The organism is Leisingera sp. M527 (assembly GCF_025141525.1).
In the GTDB taxonomy this organism is placed as follows: domain Bacteria; phylum Pseudomonadota; class Alphaproteobacteria; order Rhodobacterales; family Rhodobacteraceae; genus Leisingera.
Genome location: NZ_CP081037.1, coordinates 2,351,322 through 2,370,429 on the forward strand (window position 1 = coordinate 2,351,322; position 19,108 = coordinate 2,370,429).

The 19,108-nt window shown below is 60.0% G+C and carries 26 protein-coding genes; 23 read left to right on the plus strand and 3 right to left on the minus strand.

The features are described from left to right. Positions 1 to 308: 308 nt before the first annotated feature. Together K3555_RS11685 and K3555_RS11690 are read right to left on the minus strand one after the other, a co-directional pair. A complete protein-coding gene (locus tag K3555_RS11685) occupies positions 309 to 974 on the minus strand; it encodes an acyl-homoserine-lactone synthase (RefSeq protein ID WP_260005230.1) in 666 nt (221 codons plus the stop codon). A 61-nt stretch (positions 975 to 1,035) separates the two neighbouring features. Then, positions 1,036 to 1,653, minus strand: coding sequence for an autoinducer binding domain-containing protein (locus K3555_RS11690; RefSeq protein WP_260005231.1), 618 nt, complete (start codon positions 1,651 to 1,653; stop codon positions 1,036 to 1,038). Between the two features lie 92 nt (positions 1,654 to 1,745). On the opposite strand from K3555_RS11690, the gene K3555_RS11695 reads away from it, so the two are divergent. Further along, positions 1,746 to 1,907: a hypothetical protein gene (locus K3555_RS11695; protein WP_259999712.1), complete on the plus strand. Its 162-nt coding sequence runs from the start codon at positions 1,746 to 1,748 to the stop codon at positions 1,905 to 1,907. On the opposite strand, the gene K3555_RS11700 is transcribed toward K3555_RS11695, so the two are convergent. Beyond that, entirely contained in the window at positions 1,869 to 2,213 is a 345-nt protein-coding gene (locus K3555_RS11700) for a helix-turn-helix domain-containing protein (RefSeq protein WP_129370535.1), read from the minus strand. The genes K3555_RS11695 and K3555_RS11700 overlap by 39 nt on opposite strands. 851 nt (positions 2,214 to 3,064) lie before the next feature. Between K3555_RS11700 and K3555_RS11705 the strand changes: the two genes are divergently transcribed. The 22 genes from K3555_RS11705 (at position 3,065) to K3555_RS11810 (ending at position 19,056) form a co-directional block, all read left to right on the plus strand. Continuing rightward, the gene (locus K3555_RS11705; RefSeq protein WP_260005232.1) at positions 3,065 to 3,355 is read left to right on the plus strand and encodes a hypothetical protein; all 291 of its coding nucleotides are present in this window, start codon (positions 3,065 to 3,067) and stop codon (positions 3,353 to 3,355) included. Positions 3,356 to 3,483: 128 nt separating this feature from the next. Next, complete coding sequence (locus tag K3555_RS11710) at positions 3,484 to 4,377, plus strand: ParB N-terminal domain-containing protein (RefSeq protein WP_260005233.1); 894 nt, start codon at positions 3,484 to 3,486, stop codon at positions 4,375 to 4,377. After that, entirely contained in the window at positions 4,377 to 6,509 is a 2,133-nt protein-coding gene (locus K3555_RS11715; protein WP_260005234.1) for a transposase domain-containing protein, read from the plus strand. The genes K3555_RS11710 and K3555_RS11715 overlap by 1 nt, the downstream gene beginning before the upstream one ends. Positions 6,510 to 6,573: 64 nt before the next feature. Then, entirely contained in the window at positions 6,574 to 7,317 is a 744-nt protein-coding gene (locus K3555_RS11720; RefSeq protein ID WP_260005235.1) for an AAA family ATPase, read from the plus strand. Beyond that, entirely contained in the window at positions 7,314 to 8,186 is an 873-nt protein-coding gene (locus tag K3555_RS11725) for a hypothetical protein (RefSeq protein ID WP_260005236.1), read from the plus strand. Before K3555_RS11720 ends, K3555_RS11725 begins: the two co-directional genes overlap by 4 nt. Next, positions 8,186 to 8,560, plus strand: coding sequence for a hypothetical protein (locus K3555_RS11730; protein ID WP_260005237.1), 375 nt, complete (start codon positions 8,186 to 8,188; stop codon positions 8,558 to 8,560). The genes K3555_RS11725 and K3555_RS11730 overlap by 1 nt, the downstream gene beginning before the upstream one ends. A 110-nt stretch (positions 8,561 to 8,670) precedes the next feature. Further along, positions 8,671 to 9,351 (plus strand): DUF3164 family protein, encoded by a 681-nt coding sequence (locus K3555_RS11735; RefSeq protein WP_260005241.1) that lies wholly within the window; start codon positions 8,671 to 8,673, stop codon positions 9,349 to 9,351. Between the two features lie 23 nt (positions 9,352 to 9,374). After that, entirely contained in the window at positions 9,375 to 9,629 is a 255-nt protein-coding gene (locus tag K3555_RS11740) for a hypothetical protein (RefSeq protein WP_260005242.1), read from the plus strand. Beyond that, entirely contained in the window at positions 9,629 to 10,081 is a 453-nt protein-coding gene (locus K3555_RS11745) for a gp16 family protein (RefSeq protein WP_260005244.1), read from the plus strand. The genes K3555_RS11740 and K3555_RS11745 overlap by 1 nt, the downstream gene beginning before the upstream one ends. Then, complete coding sequence (locus K3555_RS11750) at positions 10,078 to 10,341, plus strand: hypothetical protein (RefSeq protein ID WP_260005246.1); 264 nt, start codon at positions 10,078 to 10,080, stop codon at positions 10,339 to 10,341. The genes K3555_RS11745 and K3555_RS11750 overlap by 4 nt, the downstream gene beginning before the upstream one ends. Beyond that, positions 10,328 to 10,720: a helix-turn-helix domain-containing protein gene (locus tag K3555_RS11755; RefSeq protein ID WP_260005247.1), complete on the plus strand. Its 393-nt coding sequence runs from the start codon at positions 10,328 to 10,330 to the stop codon at positions 10,718 to 10,720. Before K3555_RS11750 ends, K3555_RS11755 begins: the two co-directional genes overlap by 14 nt. A 92-nt stretch (positions 10,721 to 10,812) precedes the next feature. Then, positions 10,813 to 11,697 carry an N-acetylmuramoyl-L-alanine amidase gene (locus K3555_RS11760; RefSeq protein ID WP_260005249.1) on the plus strand — a complete coding sequence of 295 codons (885 nt, stop codon included), beginning with the start codon at positions 10,813 to 10,815 and terminating at the stop codon, positions 11,695 to 11,697. Continuing rightward, on the plus strand, positions 11,694 to 12,224 hold the full coding sequence (locus tag K3555_RS11765; protein WP_259985130.1) for a hypothetical protein: 531 nt from the start codon (positions 11,694 to 11,696) through the stop codon (positions 12,222 to 12,224). Before K3555_RS11760 ends, K3555_RS11765 begins: the two co-directional genes overlap by 4 nt. After that, the gene (locus tag K3555_RS11770) at positions 12,221 to 12,532 is read left to right on the plus strand and encodes a hypothetical protein (protein WP_260005250.1); all 312 of its coding nucleotides are present in this window, start codon (positions 12,221 to 12,223) and stop codon (positions 12,530 to 12,532) included. Before K3555_RS11765 ends, K3555_RS11770 begins: the two co-directional genes overlap by 4 nt. Then, on the plus strand, positions 12,532 to 12,888 hold the full coding sequence (locus K3555_RS11775) for a DUF2730 domain-containing protein (protein ID WP_259985134.1): 357 nt from the start codon (positions 12,532 to 12,534) through the stop codon (positions 12,886 to 12,888). The genes K3555_RS11770 and K3555_RS11775 overlap by 1 nt, the downstream gene beginning before the upstream one ends. Next, positions 12,888 to 13,184 carry a hypothetical protein gene (locus tag K3555_RS11780; protein ID WP_260005251.1) on the plus strand — a complete coding sequence of 99 codons (297 nt, stop codon included), beginning with the start codon at positions 12,888 to 12,890 and terminating at the stop codon, positions 13,182 to 13,184. The genes K3555_RS11775 and K3555_RS11780 overlap by 1 nt, the downstream gene beginning before the upstream one ends. A 3-nt stretch (positions 13,185 to 13,187) precedes the next feature. Further along, entirely contained in the window at positions 13,188 to 13,754 is a 567-nt protein-coding gene (locus tag K3555_RS11785; protein ID WP_259985137.1) for a DUF3486 family protein, read from the plus strand. Continuing rightward, positions 13,751 to 15,433, plus strand: a complete 1,683-nt coding sequence (locus K3555_RS11790) for a hypothetical protein (protein ID WP_260005253.1) — start codon at positions 13,751 to 13,753, stop codon at positions 15,431 to 15,433. The genes K3555_RS11785 and K3555_RS11790 overlap by 4 nt, the downstream gene beginning before the upstream one ends. Further along, positions 15,433 to 15,612: a hypothetical protein gene (locus K3555_RS11795; protein ID WP_260005256.1), complete on the plus strand. Its 180-nt coding sequence runs from the start codon at positions 15,433 to 15,435 to the stop codon at positions 15,610 to 15,612. Before K3555_RS11790 ends, K3555_RS11795 begins: the two co-directional genes overlap by 1 nt. Next, positions 15,612 to 17,258 carry a DUF935 domain-containing protein gene (locus K3555_RS11800; RefSeq protein WP_260005257.1) on the plus strand — a complete coding sequence of 549 codons (1,647 nt, stop codon included), beginning with the start codon at positions 15,612 to 15,614 and terminating at the stop codon, positions 17,256 to 17,258. The genes K3555_RS11795 and K3555_RS11800 overlap by 1 nt, the downstream gene beginning before the upstream one ends. Continuing rightward, positions 17,242 to 18,492: a phage minor head protein gene (locus K3555_RS11805; protein WP_409201656.1), complete on the plus strand. Its 1,251-nt coding sequence runs from the start codon at positions 17,242 to 17,244 to the stop codon at positions 18,490 to 18,492. The genes K3555_RS11800 and K3555_RS11805 overlap by 17 nt, the downstream gene beginning before the upstream one ends. Before the next feature lie 72 nt (positions 18,493 to 18,564). Beyond that, complete coding sequence (locus K3555_RS11810) at positions 18,565 to 19,056, plus strand: phage virion morphogenesis protein (RefSeq protein ID WP_260005259.1); 492 nt, start codon at positions 18,565 to 18,567, stop codon at positions 19,054 to 19,056. The last annotated feature ends 52 nt before the right edge of the window (positions 19,057 to 19,108 follow it).

The following is a 19,108-nucleotide window of genomic DNA, read 5'->3' on the forward strand; positions in this document are numbered from 1 at the left end:
CGCCTTCTAGTTTCAACCATGTGTTTTGGCGCACGCAGCGAAAGTTTGCCTCCGGCCCGTCGAGCAGGCAGGTAGTTTCATGCAGCTTAAGGAACGGATGTCGTGGTTGACCTGCAACGGTCATGCCGCGGCAGCTAAGTGGCTGACGTGTGCAAGGGCGGCTGTGGGCTCAGAGCTGCGCGAATAGCTCTGAGCCCAACTAACGCCCCATAAGCGCGCTTATGTTCACTCTGGCACCGCCTCCCGGCGGCGCCAGAGGGGCCGTTATGTTAACTTTGCAGCCGCTCTTTTGGCTTGCCGTTTTTGGGTTACGCCGCCCCTTTCAGTTCCTCACGCAACGCAGTAGCAGAACCCGGCGAAAGATAGCGGGCAGCTAGATATTGATTAACTCCTGGATCACACTCCATCCGAAAAGCGCGGTACTGCCGTCCGTCGTCCTCGCAATTGTAGCGGGCCGCCTCCCTGCGGATCTGGTACCCGAATCGCCGCAGCAAAGGCCCCAGCCCTGGCGGCGAAAGCGACATCAGCTCGGATGCCCCAAGCCCGAAGGCAGCCCTGCACAACCCGGCGACGACGAGTTTTGTCTCGATAGAGGGGTGCGCCTGATCTGCTCGGGTCTCATCCATAACAAAGCGGGTGCATTCCCATGTCTGGTTCGTTTCCGGGTAGTCATTGAGCAGCCCGCCAGGGATACCAGGGATTTTGCCGTCTCTGGCGTCCTGCAGCATGTAGGTCCAAAACCCGTCACTGCCTGCGCAGGACGCCGCACGGGCGCCGGCGATCACGCGACCGCCCTGCGTAACGATGGAGTAGACTGCACCTGTTCGGTCATATTGATCCTGCTCAAAGTGGCCATCATGGATCAAACCCCAGCCAAGTTCGTCCACCAGCTTAAGTTTGCGCAGGGCCAGAAACCCTGAATAAGCTGCCTCAAAGGCGCGGCGGTGTTCGAATGAAAAGACGTGTAATTGCATGGCGCTCTCCTAGTTGCAGCGCCATGTTCAAAGAGCCCATTTTGAATGGAATCCTTGGCCTTTAGATAAGCCCGAATTTTATCACTAGTGATATCAACTGCGCGGTGGAGGTAGCCTCAACTGCCTGCATAGCCCCTCTGCGGCGCTGGCGTACAGTTTCCAGCTTTACCCCGAGCCTTTCGGCAATTTCCTGATCTTTAAACCCCGCACACATGAGGCGAAGAACATCCTGCGCCTGCCGTGATATGGAATAGTGCCGGGTTTGTTCGTGATGCAGTGAGTAGAGGGTGTACAAGGCTGCTTTCGCGAGCCGCCGCTCAGTGTCGGTCCACTTGGGTCCGCTGCTGCTCACTATCGACACTTGCCCGTCAACATGAATTGAAAGGGTGTTTCCCTGTGTTAGGCCGTGCCTGGCGGCGTCATCAAAGAACCTCTCGCTTTCTGGATAGCGCACCCTCAGTTCTTCCCAAGTAATAGAACCGGTTCCAGCGACCCCGAATTTTATTGTCGGATCTAAGTCGAGGTATCTTTGCGCGACGTACCGCTCCTGCCATTCTCTCGAGTAGGTCGACTTTAAAAAAGCAATATTTGCACCGTCGAAGCCAACGCCCAGCGAAAAACCGCACTCAGAAATGTTATCCAGCGACCGTAAATGGACGCCCGCTATATCACTAATCATATTGGATGCACACGCTTAGTATGTAATGTGACACATGATTACCGCAATGCGTGAAGTATCACAAGTGATACTTCACCTCGATAGGCAACCAGATGAACGAAGACGGGATCACCGCCGAAACGCTGCAAAGGATTGTTCATGAAGTGGAGCAAGCAAACAAAGAAAAGCCGGGCGAAGGAACCCGGCTGTTCGAACAAGCAATGGATAGGATTAAATCAGCGCGGGCGCGCGCTCTTGATGAGTCGGCTGACTAGCTCGGCATCATTTTCTGAGAGGTCCGCAGCCTTCTCAACCACGGACTGGCTCTCGGATGAAGGGTCATCAGAAAACAACCAAGCCATATCAATGTTTGCAACTTCGCATATTTTCATAAGCTTACCGACTGTCGGATTAAAGCGGCCTGACAGCACCCGGCTTACATACTCAGCGCCGCTATCGCTCTCCAACGACACCTTATCATAGTCAAGGTTACGGTCATCCAGGGCTTGACGCAGGCGCTTCCTCCACGCCTCGACCCCCTCACTCTTTGAGTCTGAATTATTCTTGCCTGGTTTGCTCATGCGCGAACCTTACACGGAATTATTTGTCCAGCAAACGGAAATAAAAGTCCAGCAGGCGGACTTTTAAGTTCATGCATCCAACAAAAAGGGATAAGCCGCCACCTTTTGCGATAACCTTACGACCCTTTACGGCATCTTGTTGGTCTTTTAGGGTTGTTGCACTGGTCTTTTAAGGCTACCGTTTAATCCAACGGAGGACCCGATGGCACCAGAAACAATAATTCACCACTTGAGCGGACAGCAGTTCGCAGGGCTTCTCCGCAAAGAGCTTGACCAGATGAACCGGGGTTTCACCACGGTTTCTTGCGAAAGCTTTGCCAGGTCTTGCGGCCTCTCTGGGAAGCAAATTCGCAGACTGAAGGACGGACAGGTTCCCAACCCGAATACCCTGACTGTCAGGACGGTTCTGTACACCTTGGGGTATCGGGTAGCGAATGCAGGTGACGACGTCGTCCCACACCTTAAAGAAACAGGTAGTTACGACGAGGAAATGCACGGCCCCAAGCGAGATCGTCGCAGTTTATCTGCTGATGATCTGCCCCCTCTCCCCGGCAGGAGAGAGGCAGGCCAGTGACCAGCATTCAGAAACAACACCCGTCCAGCCAGTCCCGCACGCCTGCTAGCAGCGGCCTGGCTCAACTTCCCGGCAGCCATGGGGATGCGCTGCCGGGGCCTTTTTATTCCCGCTTACCACTCGCCGGAACGGGTCCCAGCCTAGCCTCATTTCCGGCGGGCTGGGGCCAAGGATTCCGTGTTGTGCGGCCAAGTCTTTCAGATCTTTCCGACGACTTAATTGGGGGCATCTGCGCCTTCGCCCTGCCCTTCCTGTTCTTGTTTGGAGCCTTTTTGAGATGACCGGCAACGATGTTTTTAAGAAGAAATCAGTTTCAGAACGGATCACTGAACTCCGGGCCGCTGCGGCTGATTATGCAGAGCAGCGCGAACGCCTAGTTATCGCTGCAAGCCGTCATAGGATGGCTCAGGCACGCCGCTGGAAAACGGTCGGCGAACGTGCCGCAGAAGTGGACGCAGCAGTTGAAGCCCTGGCCGAAACACAGCGCAGGGTGGCAGATCTAGTCGCCAGCCTGGCCGGTGACGGCGCCCTGGACGATTTCAACGGCTTCCTGGCTAGCAAGCACTGATGCCCGGTGCGCAGATCCTGACGGGCAGTTTCAAACCCCGCCTACGCGTTGAAACCGCCGGCCATGCCGCAAAGAACGGCAAGCCATCTATTGAAGCCCCTGAATTCAATCAAAGTGGAGCATCCCCAATGACCCCTCCAAATTGGCAGAAAATTCAAACCCTTCCGGTTGCTGATATCCAGGTGGAAGAACGCCTGCGCACGGCCTCCCCCACGGCGGTTGCCAGCATTGTTTCGTCCATCCATGAGGTCGGCAGCATCCTGCAGCCGCTGCTGGTGCGCAGGGTCAAAGACGGCTACCGGCTGATGGATGGCCTGCACCGCCTGACCGCCGCCAAGGAAGCCGGGCTGGAAGAAGTGCCGGTCAAGGTCAGCGATTGCACCAACGACCAGGCCATCCGGATTGAAGTTGACGCCAATGTGGCCGGCGCCCCGCTGACACCGCTGGATATGGCCGTGTTTTTGGCCGCGCATAAAGAGCTGTATGAGCGGGAAAACCCCGAAGCAACAAAGGCGTACAAAGCGGCCAATGCTAGAAACGCCGATCAAACGGACATTATGTCCGTTCGATCCTTTGCCGCTAACGCGGCCGAGACGTTCGGCAAAGGCGACCGCCACATCCGCCGCCTGATCAGCGTCGGTGAAAAGCTGTCCAAAGAAGAAATCGCCCAACTGCGGGACGCACCGAACAAGGTGCAATTCAAGGACCTGGAACACATCGCCAAATGCGGCGCACAGGCCGACCGCAGTGCGATCTGCGCGGCCCTGGGCAGCGGTGAAGCCAAATCTGCCAAAGAGGTGCTGGCCCGCAAAAAGGCCCCCGGAGCGGCGGTGCAATCCACCACGGACCAGCAGGCCGCCAAGATCACCGACGCCTGGCTGCGCGGTTCCAAAGCTGCACGGACGCAATTTGCGGAGAAGTTCCGCGATGAGCTGCTGGAGCTTCTGCAGGACGCCGAAGACAGTGACACGCCCGCCTCTGAAGTTGTGATGTTTCAAGCCCACAACCGGGAGGCCGGCTGATGGACAGCGGCATCACACCCGAAAAGGAATGGTGGACGGCAGCGGAGCTTGCCGAGGCCAAGCTGCCGGGATTGCCGGGCAGCGTGCGCGGAGTGAACGCTTTTGCAGAGCGCTGGGGCTGGAAAAATAACCCGGCAGCGTTGCAACGCAGGCCGGGGCGCGGTGGGGGGCTGCTGTTTCATTGGTCGGTGCTGCCGTCTGCTGCTCGTGAAAAACTGGCGATACAGGAAGCCGCCGCGCCAGTAGAGCGCCCTGACCGGACTACCGCCTGGGTGACCTATGAAAAGCTGTCCCAGAAAGCCAAAGACGAGGCTGCGATGCGGCTGGATGCAATCCGGAAAGTTGAGCTGCTGCATGGCAGCGGAACAGCCCACGTTCAGGCTGTGGCAACAATTGCGGCTGAGTTCAACGCCAGCCCGCGCACGATCTATAACTGGCTGGCGCTGATTGAGGGCATTCCGGCGGTAGATCAGCTTGCCTACCTGGCGCCTCAGCCGCCCAAAAAGCGCACCCGGAAAGAAGACCGCGCCAAATTTAAGCCGTTCATGGACTGGCTGAAGAGCGTCTTCCTGCAGTTTGAGGGGCCGACGTTTTCCCAATGCTACAGGAAGGCGAAGCTTAAAGCCGAAAAAGAAGGCTGGCCCTTCCCCATCCAGAAAACCGCCAAGCGGTGGGTAGATGCTGAGGTGCAGCGCACCACCCAGATTTATACTCGTGAAGGCCCGCGCGGGCTGATGCGCTGTTATCCGGCGCAGATCCGCGACCGGTCTTCGCTGACGGCGATGGAAGCCGTCAACGCCGACTGCCACAAGATCGACGTCTTTGTGGAGTGGCCGGACGGCACCGTAAACCGCCCCCAAATCATCGCGTTTCAGGACCTTTATTCCAACAAAATCCTGTCCTGGCGGGTGGACCATGACCCCAACAAAGTCATGGTGATGGCGGCCTTTGGCGAAATGATCGACACCTGGTGCATTCCCAAGCGGTGCCTGTTCGACAACGGCCATGAGTTCGCAAACAAGTGGATGACGGCGGGCGCACCCACCCGGTTCCGGTTCAAGATCCGGGAGACAGATCCGGTGGGCGTGCTGCCGCTGCTGGGCATCCAAATGCACTGGGCAACCCCGGCGCATGGCCAGGCCAAGCCGATTGAACGGGCCTTCCGGGATATTGCCAGCGACATTGCAAAAGATCCCCGCTTTGCTGGTGCCTATGTCGGCAACCGCCCCACTGCCAAGCCGGAAAACTACGGCAGCCGCGCTGTGAAACTGGCTGAGTTCCTGGAAGTCCTGGCCGAAGGCATTGAAGAACACAATTCCCGCCCAGGCCGCCGGTCCGCCAACGCCAACGGCAGGTCTTTTGATGACACCTTTGCAGACAGCTACGCCACGACCACCCTGCTGAAGGCGACCGAAGAACAGCGCAACCTTTGGCTTATGGGCCAGGACACTGCCAAGCTGCACAAGCACAACGGCAGTCTGAACTTCCACGGCAACGTCTATCACTGCGACTGGATGAGCCAGGAGGCCAACCGCAACATTGTTGTGCGCTTCGATCCTGAAGACCTGCACAGCGGCGTTCATATCTACAGTGCCGAAGGCGCGCACCTTGGCTTTGCCGAATGCCAGCAGAAAATCGGCTTCTTCGATCTTGAGGGCGCGCGTTCGACGGCGAAGCGCAAGCGCCAGATTGCCAAGGCTGAAAAGAAGCTCGCAGACCTGCACCGGCCGCATACACCGGAACAGCTCGGGGCCGATCTGAACGAGATCCGCGAGGAAACCACGGCACTGATGGAAGCCAAGGTGGTGAAGCTGGCACCCGCGAAGCCCCCTAGGGTCTCAACCTTCAGGCAGCATTCGGACCCCAGTGCCGAGGCGGCCCAGGACGCCCTCATTCTGCAGATCGGCGACAAGCGGAAGAAACCCGAACCATCCCCCAAACAGGAGGCCTTCAAGGTGGCCGCAACAGCAGACGACCGCTTTGCCCAGGCGCAGGAAATCGAGCGCAGACAGCAAAACGGCGACCCGGTCGGGGAACGCGAGGCGGGCTGGCTGAAGGGCTACCAAACCCATTCGGAATACGAGGCGCTGGCAGCGCTGAAACAGGCATTCGGCGGCAATAACGCCGGGTAGATCACAAAAAAACCGCCGCCTGAATGGATCCCATGGCGACGGCATTGATTGACTAGGAGCGAGCATGACACAGACCTTGGAAATCGGCAATAGCGTACAGCCGTTGACCAACGTGGCGACAATGGCTGAGCTGGTAAAAGAGCTGCAGAAGCGGACCTTTGGAATGCCGGGCTTGGGGGTGTTTTACGGCTACCCCGGATATGGCAAGACCTTTGGTGCCATCTTCTGCGCTTCCGCATTTGACGTCATCCATATTTCCATGCAGGGCGATTGGACCAAAAAGACCTTTTTGGAGCGGCTGCTGAACGAGCTGGGTGTGGCGCCCAAGCGGGTGGTGCCAGATATGGTTCTGCAAGCCTGCGAAGAACTGGCGCTGGATGGGCGCACGCTGATTGTCGATGAAGCGGATTATGCCTTCCGGCGCGGTGTGATTGAGCTGATCCGGGATTTGCACGACGGGTCGGACACCCCGGTTGTCATGATCGGCATGGAAGAATTCCCGCAGAAGCTCCGGAAATATGAACTCATTGACAGCCGGGTCATGTCCTGGGTCGCCGCGCAGCCGGCCACCCTGAAAGACGCGGGCCTGCTGGCAAGCGTTTATGCTGAAGGCGTAGACGTTTCTGAGGATCTGCTGGACGCCATTCTGGACCGCAACACCGGCAACGTGCGGCGCATGGTGACCGATCTTGCCCAGGTCAAAGGCGAGGCAAACAAGCTTGGCCAGACCAGCATGACGCTGCAGGACTGGGGCGGCATTGAATTCCGCCGCAAGGATGCTCCCAGCCCGCGCAGGGGGTTGAAATGAGCCAAGCCGCAACCCGCAACGCCGCCGAAAAAGAGATCCTGGAATTCATCCGGACCCGGCTGCGGTTTACCCACCATGACGTTGCCACCTACTGCGAGGCTGGCGATTGGACCCGGCAGAACTTCCTGCGCGCCTTGCAGCGCCAGGGCGTTGTCACCGAATGCGGCAATGAAGGCACCACCAAGTTCTTCACTGTTTGGGGTGTTGATGAAGCCAAGGAGATCATGGCGGCGGCAAACGGGCATGAGCTGGACACGGCCTGGTCCCGCAACCGGCTGGACCATCTGCTGAGCAAGATGCGCGAGTCCGGTGCGGATATTGAGCTTCCATCGGCTGAACCGCGCAGCCTGGAAGAACAGCAAATCTGGAAATACATTTCCGAGCGGCCTTATTTCACCAACGCGGATGTTGAAACCATCTGCGCTTCGGAAACCATCCGGACGCGGTTTCTCAGCCGCCTGAAACAAACCGGCGTCATGCGGGTCTGGGGCCGCAGCAAGGGCAAGGTGTTTTTCTCGGTGAAGTCGCCGGAAGAGGCCCGCGAAGATGCCAAAGGCAAACGCGGTACCAAAGAAGGCGCCGTCTGGACTGCAATCCGCCACCAGAAACGGTTCAGGCCGGTTGATATTTTTGCCGCGCTGGCACCGGCCCGCCCGGATATCCCCCAGCGGTTCATTGTGGAATACTGCCGGATTTTGCGCCGCGCCGGCTATCTGCGTACCGCCGCCCGCACCCGGAATTTGATGGCGGACACGCCGCTGTTCCTGATGAAGAACACCGGCCCGCTGCCGCCTCAGAAACGCAGCATGACCGTCATCATCGACAGCAACGACGACAAGATTGTCTATGCACCGGGAGGGCGCCTGTGATGAGCGACCGTCTGATACTTGCCCAGGACGGCTGGGGCGATGTTCTGCCCGATTGGGTGGAGGTCCTGGTGCGCGAATGCGACCAGTCTTCGCAGAATTCCGTTGCCGGTAAGCTTGGCCTCAGCGCCACAGTTGTCAGCCAGGCCATGCGAAACCGCTATGGCGGCTCGCTTGTCCGTATTGAAGCCGCCGTGCGCGACGTCTTCATGAGCGCCCCGGTCCTTTGCCCCGCCCTGAAAACCGAGATCCCCAGCGCGGCCTGCCTGGCCCACCGCCGCCGTGCGGAAAAATGGACCCATTCCAGCCCGTTCCGGGTCCGGATGATACGCGCCTGCCGCGCCTGCTCGAAGTTCAACAAGGAACCCGAAGAATGAAAGCGCGGCTTCCCTTCAAAACCCGGCTTGGGATTTTCCTTCGCCGCATTGCCGACCGCCTGGACCCGACAGGCGCCTGACTTCCCCGCCCTCACTGAAAGCCTGCACTTATGACCGAACCGACCCCTGAAACACCCCGCACCAGCCAGTTCAGTCCCGCCCCTATTCCTGATGGCCGGGTTGTCGCCAACGGCAACACTTACATGGCCAACGCCAAAGGCGGACTGGACCCAATTGAGACGGTAAACGCTCAAGATCTGCTGATGGATGAAACCGTCCGCAAGATCGTCAGCTTTGCCCTGCCGCTGCAGGAGCAAATCGCCCGTTTTAAAGCTCACACCAACAGCGACATTGTCGCTCTGGAAGAGCTTCTGGCGCAGGAATACGGCGCCAAGATCGGCGGGAAAAAGGGCAATATGACCCTGCTGTCTCATGACGGCCTGTTCAAGGTCACGGTTTCCGTTGCTGACAGGATCGACTTTGGCCCCGAACTGCAAATTGCTAAGCAACTGCTGGACGAATGCCTGAATGAATGGGCTGCTGATGCTGGCCCGGAACTCCGTTCCATCGTCACCCGCGCGTTCAACACCGACAAAACGGGCCAGATCAACCGCTCTGAAATCTTCATGCTGCTGCGCCAGGATATCGCCGACGAGCGCTGGCAGCAGGCAATGAAAGCCATCCGCATGGCGATGCGCGTTGTCGGCACAGCATCTTACACCCGCTGCTACCGCCGCATGAGCGTGGATGCCCCCTGGCAGTACATCGCCATCGATCTGGCCAAAGCCTAACCCCTCATATCAGGAACACATCCATGGCAATGACCGAAGACGAAATTCGCGATGCAGCGCGGCGCAGCTTCCGTGTTTACACGCAGAAACAACGCTGGGCCGGCCGTGTGCTGGGAAACGCGGTGGCGCTGCTGAAACAGGGGGCAGAGGTCTCCCGCATTTCCCCGGAACGCTTTGACGCCATTGTGCGGGAAGAAATGGCCGAAGCGCGGCAGCGCCTTGAAGCCGACGAAGCTGCAAGCCACCCGGTTGCGGCCGTGTTGAGCGAAGCCTCCTGATGACCCGAGCGCTTCAGCAGAAGATCCACGTCGGCTGCCGCGAGCTGGGCCTGGACAGTGACGGCCGCCGCGATCTGCAGCTTGCCGTCACCGGCAAAGCCTCCATGAAAGACATGACCGAGGCGGAACTGAACAGCGTTTTAAGGCGCCTTAAATCGGATGGTTTCAAGGCCAGCAGCGGCGGCAAGAAACACAAACTGGCGCCCCGTGCTGATCTGCGCCTGATCCATGTTCTGTGGCGAGGCCTGGGAGCAGCCGGCGAACTGCGCGACCCCAGCCGCAAAGGCCTGAACAAGTTCAACCGCGCCCGGTTCGGAAACACCTGGCAGTCGGTTCCGGCCGACGTGGATATGCTGCGCCAGCATGATCAGATCGACCAGGTTATTCAGGCCCTGAAAAGCTGGGGCAAGCGGGCGGATATCGACTTCGCCTGGGAGGATCATCAGCGATGAAAAAGCCAAGCCGCCCGCAAGTATCCGACCACGCTGTCCTGAGGTTCCTGGAACGCGTTAAGGGTGTGAACGTCAACGCTGTCCGCCGCCGGATCGGCAAGGCCGTGACGCTTGGCGATGCGTTTCCGGACGCCACAGGCGTTATCCATGGCGGCCATGTCTACAAGGTCCGCAACGGCGTGGTGACCACTGTTTTGCCGATCCGGGGAAAACGAACCAACCGCAAGCCGCCAAAGGGCCGGGTAAATGGCAAAGGATGAGCTGAACTTTCCCAAGCCGCCTGCCCAGGTGGAACCCTATATGGAAGCCCTGGGGCTTGAGGACACCTTGCGTTTCCTTGAAGCCTTTGGCGGTGTTGAAACCTATATCGCCACCCATCCGACCGCCCGGTCCAAGGTTGTTGAGCTGATCGGCTACCCGAAAGCCCGGATGCTGGCGGCAATTGAAAACCGCTTGCAGCGCCGTGTTCCCCTGGTCAAGGAATGGCGGGCGGCGGTCTACCACTCTCAGGGCTTGCCAACCGTGCAAATTGCTCTCAAGCTTGGCGTGACCGACGTCAGCGTCCGCCGCTGGCTGCAGAAACCGGGTGTGCGGCGCAAGTCCGACCCGAACCAGCCTTCCCTGTTTCCCGGCGTATAGCGCCAACTGACCCGCACATAGGTGCGGGTGTATTGCCCCTCCCCGACCCGTCAATTTGAACCCCATTGAAATGGGGTTTTAAGGGGCCGGAAATGGGCATCCAATACGGCAAAGTCACTGGGGTAGATTTCAAGGAAGCGCGCTGGATTGGCCGCGAGATTGTACCCAGCCTGGTCATTCTTCACGACACCGCCAGCCGGATCGAAAAGGGCAACGCCGCCCGCTACCTGCAGAATAACGACGCCAAGGTGTCGGTCCAGTTTGTGATCGAGCGTGACGGGCACATCGAGCAGCAGGTCCCGGTCAACCGGAAAGCCAGCCACGCCGGAAAATCAGAGTATCATGGCCGCGAATGGTGCAATGGGTTCTCCATCGGCATCGAGATGGTGAACCCCGGCCGCATGACGCGGGCATCGGAGCAATCCGCCCGCACCTGGTTCGGCCAGAAATTCAGCATTCTGGAATACGGCATTGAAGAAGCCGAAACGCCTCAGCACGGGCACGGCCTGTGGATGCCCTACACCGAGGAACAAATCACAGCGCTGGTGGACCTGCTGCAGACGCTGTTTTCGTCCATTCCATCACTCGAAGACATTACCACGCATTGGTACGTCTCCCCCGGCCGCAAGGTGGACACCAACCCGCTTTTCCCGCTGGAACATATCCGGTCGCTTATCCTTGGCCGCACCGATCCGGCCGAGGCGGAACTGGGCGATGCGGAAACCCCCGCCGCCGATGATTTTGTGATCATCAGCACACCCGGCGACACGCTCAATATGCGCCGCTGGCCCAGCTTCAATCCCAACGTGATCGCGCAAATCGCCGATGAAACCCGCGTGCCGGTCATCGCCTCTGTGACCGTCGGCGGGCGCGAATGGCTGAAGATCATTTTTGGCGGCATCGCGGGGTGGATCGTGAAGAGCTACGCGGCCCCCGTCACCTTTTCCCGCCCTGGTTTCCGAGGAGCTGAGACATGAAGAACAAAGCCAAAATCATCCGGTTTCTGGGCGCTGTTGCACCGACCGTCGCGGCGGCCCTGGGCGGGCCGATGGCCGGGGTGGCTGTTGATGCCCTTGCCACGCAGTTCATGGGCCGCCAGGGCGCCTCCGCCGACGAGGTGGAACAGGCCATCCTGGGCGCGTCTGCCGCTGATCTGGCCAAACTGAAACAGGTGGACGCCGAGTTTGCCGCCCAGCTTCAGGCCGCCGGCATCGAGCTGGAACGCATCGCCGCCGATGACCGCGCCAGCGCCCGCGCCCGCCAGGTTCAAACCAAGGACCGCACACCCGGCATTCTGGCCGCGGTGGTGATTGTCGGGTTCTTCGCCGTTCTGGCCTATGTGACCCTGAACGGCTTGCCCGTAGACAGCGGCCCAGTTCTGGCGCTGCTGATCGGTTCGCTTGCCACCGGGCTTAGCCAGGTGCTGAACTTCTATTTCGGCTCGTCGGTCGGCTCCAAGAACAAGGATGCGGTGATCGCCGGTATGAAAGGCGGTGCCGCGTGATCAGGGTTCTCGCCCTCACCGCCGCCATAGCGCTGGGGCTGTTCGCCCAGCCTATTGCTGCGGCTGCACAGTGCTATGCCCGTTTCGATGAACTGGCCGCTGTTCTGTTCGAGCATCACGGCGAAGCCCCGGCGGCTGAAATGCTCGCCAAGAACGGCAACGCCATCCATCTGTTCGTTTCTCCGGACACCGGCGCCTGGACGATATCGGCCACCGCGCCAGGCGGCGCGGCCTGCGTCCTTGGGCACGGCAATGAGTTTCAGGCCATCGGCCTGGCGGAACCGGAACCGGCGGGGGAGCTTCACTGATGGAGTTCGACCCCACATTCACGTGGTCCAATGTTCTGGCCCTGGTGACATTTTCCGGTTCTTTGGGAACCGCAGTTTACGTCTGGATCAGCGGTCGCCGGACGAACGTTGACGAGCGTTTTAAGCAGGGTTCAGACAGGATGGACCGGCACGAAAACAGGCTGATTTCTGTCGAGCAATCCATCAAGTCGATGCCCACCCGCGAAGACGTTCACAAGATAGAACTCGCCATGGAGCGCATCAACGGAACCATGGGCCGGATGGAAGCGGTCCTGGAAGGAAATCAGCAAATCATGGGCCGCTTGGAAAACGTTGTGACCAGGCATGAAGACCATTTGCTGAACGGGAGCAACTGATGAACTACAACGAAACTCTGCGGGAACATGCCCGTATCGCAATTCTGCGCTTCATTGAGGATGCGCCCGGCTACACGTCGAATGTGTCGATGCTGTCCAGCCAACTGCCGCGCGTCGGTATCGCCTACACTCGCGACCAAACCGAAACCGAACTCGAATGGCTACAGGAGCAAGGCCTGGCTCAAATCGAGCGGAACGGCAGTTTCGTAGTGGTCACCGCCACCACACGCGGCGTTGAAATTGCCCAAGGCATCGCCCGCCATCCGAAAATTCAGCGCCCCCGCCCTGGGAGCTGACACATGCCGCCTCCCAAGAAACTTGACCTTGTCCCGCTGGAGATCCGCCAACGGCTTGCCCTTGCGCTGCAGGAGCGGGGCTTTGGTGACATTCACGGCGTCACTGAGGATCTGAATTTCTGGCTGGATGAAAAAGGCCTGGAACTCCGCGTCGGAAAATCAGCGGTCGGGAATTTCTCCCAGCTCCTGAAAACCCAGCGCGATGCCTTCGCGATTGCAGAAACCCTGCTTGCGGACATGGATATTGAAGCCGAAAGCGGAATGCACCGGGCGCTGATGCAGATGATTGCTGCGGCGATGTTCCAGCTCATGCAAGCGGTGGCAGAAAAAGGCGACCAGATTGACGCCAAGAGCCTGGCCAACCTCGCCCGCACACTGAAAGATCTGATGCATTCGGCCGGTCTGCGGGAAAAAATGCTGGAAGAAGAACGCCAGCGTGTCGCCAAGAAAGCCCGCGAAGAAGCGCAGGCTGAAATGGCCGGCCGCCTGGATGAAGCGGTTTCCGAGGCCGGGCTTTCGCCGGAACGGGCAGAGAATATCCGCAACCGCGTGCTGGGCCTGCGCACATGAAACCCGAAGCTGATCTGGCCCCGCAGCAACCGATCCTGTCGCGCGATGCGGAAACACTTCCGGACGGGTTGCGCCTGGGTGCGGATCTGCCGGAGGACCTGGACCCGCTCGCCGACGGCATTCTGATGGAGCATCAGAAGACCTGGCTGGAAGATAACAGCGATCTGAAAATCGCTGAAAAAGGCCGCCGCACCGGCATTACCTTTGCTGAGGCCCTGGACGACACGCTCACCGCCGCCAGCACCAAGGCCGCAGGCGGCGACAACGTGTTCTACATCGGGGACACCAAGGAAAAGGGCCGGGAATTCATCGGCTATGTTGCGCATTTCGCCAAGGTAGTCGCCGGTGAGCTGGTCGATATTGAAGAACACCTGTTTGAGGATAAGAAAGAGGACGGCACCAGCAAGTTCATCACGGCTTACCGGGTCACCTTTGCCAGCGGTTACCGGGTTGAGGCGCTGTCTTCCAACCCGGCCAACATCCGGGGTTTGCAGGGCATCGTTGTTATTGATGAGGCCGCCTTCCACAAGGATGTGCGCGAAGTCATTGACGCGGTAAGCGCGATGCTGATCTGGGGCGGCAAGGTCCGGATTATCTCCACCCACAACGGCATTCTGAACCCGTTCAATGAGCTGATCCGGGAAGCCAGGGCCGGAAAGACCCCCTACCAGGTTCATCACATCCCGTTCGGCGATGCCGTTGAAAACGGCCTGTACCGCCGCGTCTGCCTGATGCGGGAGAAAGAGTGGAGCCAGAAAGGCCAGGACGCCTGGGAAAAGACAATCCGCACCGCCTACGGGTCCCGCACCGCTGCCATGCGCCAGGAACTGGACGCCATCCCGGCCGAGGCCGAAGGCGCCGCCCTGACCCGCGTCCAGATCGAAGCCTGCACCAAACAGGGCGTGCCTTATCACCGCTGGAAACAGCCGGACGAGTTCAAGAACGCTCCGGATGAGGTGCGCAAGAGAACAGCTCTGGACTGGTGCGAAGAACACCTGAAGCCAGTGCTGGAAGGGCTGAACGAAAACGGCAAACATGTGATGGGCGAAGACTTTGCCCGCTCCGGCGACGCCACCGACATTGTCATTCAGGAAATCACCGGCACCCTGGTCCGGGAAACCAAGCTGCTGGTGGAGTTGCGCAACATCCCGTTCGATCAGCAGCGGGACATTCTCTATTACATCTGCGACCGGGTGCCGAACTTCATCAAAGGCGCGCTGGATAAAACCGGCAACGGCGCCTACCTGGCCGAAAAAGCGGCCCAGCGGTACGGCGAGCGGATCATTGAAGTGAGCTTCAGCCGTGAATGGTTTTCGCGTGAAATGCCCCCCTACATTGAGGCATTCGTCGACAAGACTATTGTGCTGTGCGCCCACGAAGACGTGGTGCAGGACCACCAATCCCTTCAGTACGTGAACGGCATCATCAAGGTGCCCGACAATTTCCGCATGAAAGGCACGGACGGGCTGGACCGGCACGGCGACAGCGCCGTGGCCAGCGCCCTGGCCTATTTCGCCAGCCGCCAGGATTATTCCGAAATCGCCTACCGCGGCGCCAATACGCAACATGCAGACGGCAGCCTGGACAGCGATGGCGGCCACCCGTTTGGCACGCCGCAGGGCGTTGGCAAAGGGTGGTGGCGCCAGCCTCTGGGCGCAAAATTGAGAGGGGGGATTTGATGGCCCGCACCAAAAAAGAGCGCAAGCGGAGCAAAGCACGCCGCGCGCAGCAGCAGGCAAAGCAGTGGAATAATGAGCGCGCAAAACTTGCTCAAGCAACCTTGCCGACCGCATCCGGCCGGGTGCGCGGCACCGGCTGGTTCGGCAATTTCCGGTTTTGGCTCTGGGGAGGCCGCTAATGGGCCGCAAACCAAAAGTTCTGGACCAATACGGACGTCCGGTGAAGCGCGCAGAGCTGACCCAGGAAGTCGCCGCCGCCACAGTTGGCGGCGCGCGTTCGCCGGTCTTTGGATATCCCGCTGATGGCTTGGACCCTGTTGTCCTGGCCAGCATCCTGCGGGCGGCGGATCACGGCGACCCGATCCGCTACATGGGCCTGGCGGAAACCATTGAAGAACGCGACCCGCATTACCTGGCCGTTTTGGGCACCCGCAAGCGGGCTGTCAGCCAGTTGGAAATCACCGTGGAACCCGGTGCCGACACGCCCGACGCAAAGAAGCACGCCGAACTGATCCGGGCCTGGCTGAAGCGGGACGAGCTGACCGAGGAAATCTTCAACATCCTGGATGCCGTGGGCAAAGGCTATTCATTCACGGAAATCATCTGGGACTACTCCGAAAGCCAGTATCAACCGGAGCGCCTGGAATGGCGCGATCAGCGCTGGTTCCGGTTCGACCGCACGGATCTGCGCACCCCGCTTCTGCTGGATGACAAAGGCCGGGAAGTGCCCTTGTCTCCTTTCAAGTTCATCTTTGCCCCAATGCCGGCAAAGTCCGGTTTGTATCTCCGGTCCGGTCTGGCCCGGATTGCAAGCTGGTCCTGGATGTTCAAGGCCTACACTCAGCGGGACTGGTCAATATTCACCCAGACATTCGGCCAGCCGATCAGAATCGGAAAATACGCGCCTGGCACGTCGGACGCCGAGAAAAACACGCTGTTCAGAGCTGTCGCTGATATCGCTGGCGACTGCGCCGCCATCATGCCGGCCAGTATGTCGGTGGATATTGTTGCGGCCCCGAATGTCGGCGCCTCGTCCGACCTTTACGAAAAGCGCGCCGACTGGCTGGACAAGCAAACGTCAAAGGCCGTCCTGGGACAGACCTCGACCACCGATGCGGTTACCGGCGGGCTTGGGTCCGGCAAAGAGCACCGCGAAGTGCAGGAGGATATTGAACGCGCTGATGGCCGGATGCTGGCAGCGATCCTGAACCGCCAACTGGTGCGCCCTTTCATTGATCTGAACCACGGGCCGCAGAAGGTTTACCCCCGCCTGGTCATCGCACGCCCTGAGGCAGAGGATTTGAAAGCCTGGACCGATGCGACCGTGCCTTGGGTTGCTGCCGGGCTGCAGGTTTCTCAGAAAGAGGTTCTGGACAAGCTGGGGCTGTCTGCACCGAAGGCGAAGGACGCGATACTGGGCAAACCGCCGGAAACCCCGCCTCAGCCGGGAATGCAACCGGGCGCAGGCAACGGGAATACCCCTGAGAGCATTTTTAAAGGGGGGTTTTATACCCGGAAAGGGAATTCAGGGGGCGATACCGCCCTGCAGTCCGAACAGCCCTCTACGGGCGATTTTTCGGGGGTGTCGCCAATTCCGGATCTGACCGCCCGGCTTGAGCTGGAGGCAGGCCCGGCGGTGGACGGGATGCTGGATCAGATTGAAGCCATGCTTGAAGCCGCGTCCAGCTTTGAGGAGTTCCGGGAAATCCTGCTGAACGCCTATTCCGATCTGGATGCATCCGGCCTGTCCGCTGCCCTGACCGATGCCATCACGGCGGCGGCGGCTGGCGGGCGTGCCGCTGCAGAGGATGAAGCCGGTGACTGATGCGCTGGCCGCCACCTTCCGCCGCCCGTTCAAGGAACAGGCCGCGGCCTTTCGTCTGCGGCTCGGCAACCTGGTCCCCACAGCGGCATGGGATGACCTGGACGGCGCGGCCCATGACCGGACTTTTGCCGTCGCGGGAGCCACCAAGGCCGACTTGCTGGCAGACCTGGCCGCCGCGGTGGACAAGGCGATTGTGGAAGGCACCGGCTTTGAGGCGTTCAAAGACGATTTCAGGGCCATTGTACTCCGCCGCGGCTGGACCGGTGAAAGCAGCGAAAAAGGCCGCAACTGGCGGATGCGGACCATCTACCGCACCAATATGCGCACCAGCTATATGGCCGGACGCTGGGCGCAGCTCCGCGACGGTAACTTCCCGTTTCTTGTCTACCGGCACGGCGGATCCTTGGAGCCGCGCCTGCAGCACCTGTCCTGGGACGGGCTTATCCTTCCCTCAAGCCACGGCTTCTGGCTGATTGCCTTCCCGCAGAACGGCTTTGGCTGCAGTTGCAATGTCTTTGGCGCCCGCTCAATTGCCGGGGCGATCCGGCGCGGCGGCAAGCCCGGTGTAAAGCTCCGGGACGGCTGGGATGCCCCCCTGGCCGAAACCGGCGCGCCCGCCGGCATAGATGAAGGCTGGGGCCATGCGCCGGGCGCGTCTGTTGCGGACCTGGTGCAGGCCATGGCCAAGAAGACGGTAAACTGGCCCTACTCTATTGCCCGTGCGTATCTGGATGATTTCCCGGCCGTCCAGCAGGATGCACTGTCCAGCGCCTACCGCAATCTGCCGTCGCTGATGACCGACCTGCGCCGCTATGCAAAAGCTGTGCAGGAGGGCCGCGCGGTTCAACCGGTCCGGACCATGGGCCGCCTCACCCAGGCGCACCGGCAGCGGGTGAATGACCTGCTGGGCAGCGATCTTGAGAACTATCACTTCACGCTGGACGCGCCTGCAGTGCGCCACATCCTTTCGGGACACGGCGCCGCCTCTGAAGCCCTGCGCGGCCAGATCCCGATCAGTGCGGAAACTTACGCGCTTCTGCCCCGCATCCTGAATCAGCCTGACGTCATCGAGGCGGCGGGCGAAACACGCGCCGGATTGCCCGTGGTCCGATTTTCCCGCCGGATCGGCGCGGTGACCTACACAGTGGCCATGGAGATCCGCGGCAAGAAGCGCCGGATGCTGGCAGTTCAATCCATGTGGGGAAGAAGAGCTTCCGATGGGTCCCCGACCTGAACGCCCGAACACGGTTCCAGGTTATGAGCCTGGCGGTCTGATGCCCCCAACGAAAGCAGGTAGAATATAGCCATGAGCGGACTTGTTTACAACACGGACACCCTGGACCCGATGCTGGAAGCGCTCCGGGATGCGCTGGCTGACCCATCCGAGGCGATGGCGGATCTGGGCGAATACCTGGTCAACTCCACTCAGGACCGGATGTTGAAGGGCGAAAACCCCGACGGCAGCCCCTTTGCGCCCCGGTCCCAGACGACAATCGACCGCTACGCCAAACTGGGCCTTTCCTATGGCGCGCCGTTGAATCAATCAGGCGACATGCGCAACAGCCTCTTTTATGAGGCCAGCAAGGACGGGCTGGAGTACGGCTCCAATGCCATCCAGGCCGCTGTCATGCAGTTTGGGGCTGCCAAAGGCGCCTTTGGCACCGCTTCAAACGGGTCTTCAATACCCTGGGGCGGCATCCCCGCCCGCGAATTCATCGGCCTTTCCGATGAGGACCAGGACAATATGGCGCTCGAACTGGAAGAGTGGCTGGAAAGCGCGGCAAACAGCCGGGGTTGACCTGGCATACCTGCCCCGCCAACCTGTCCCGAACCGCCCCCCGAACACTTCC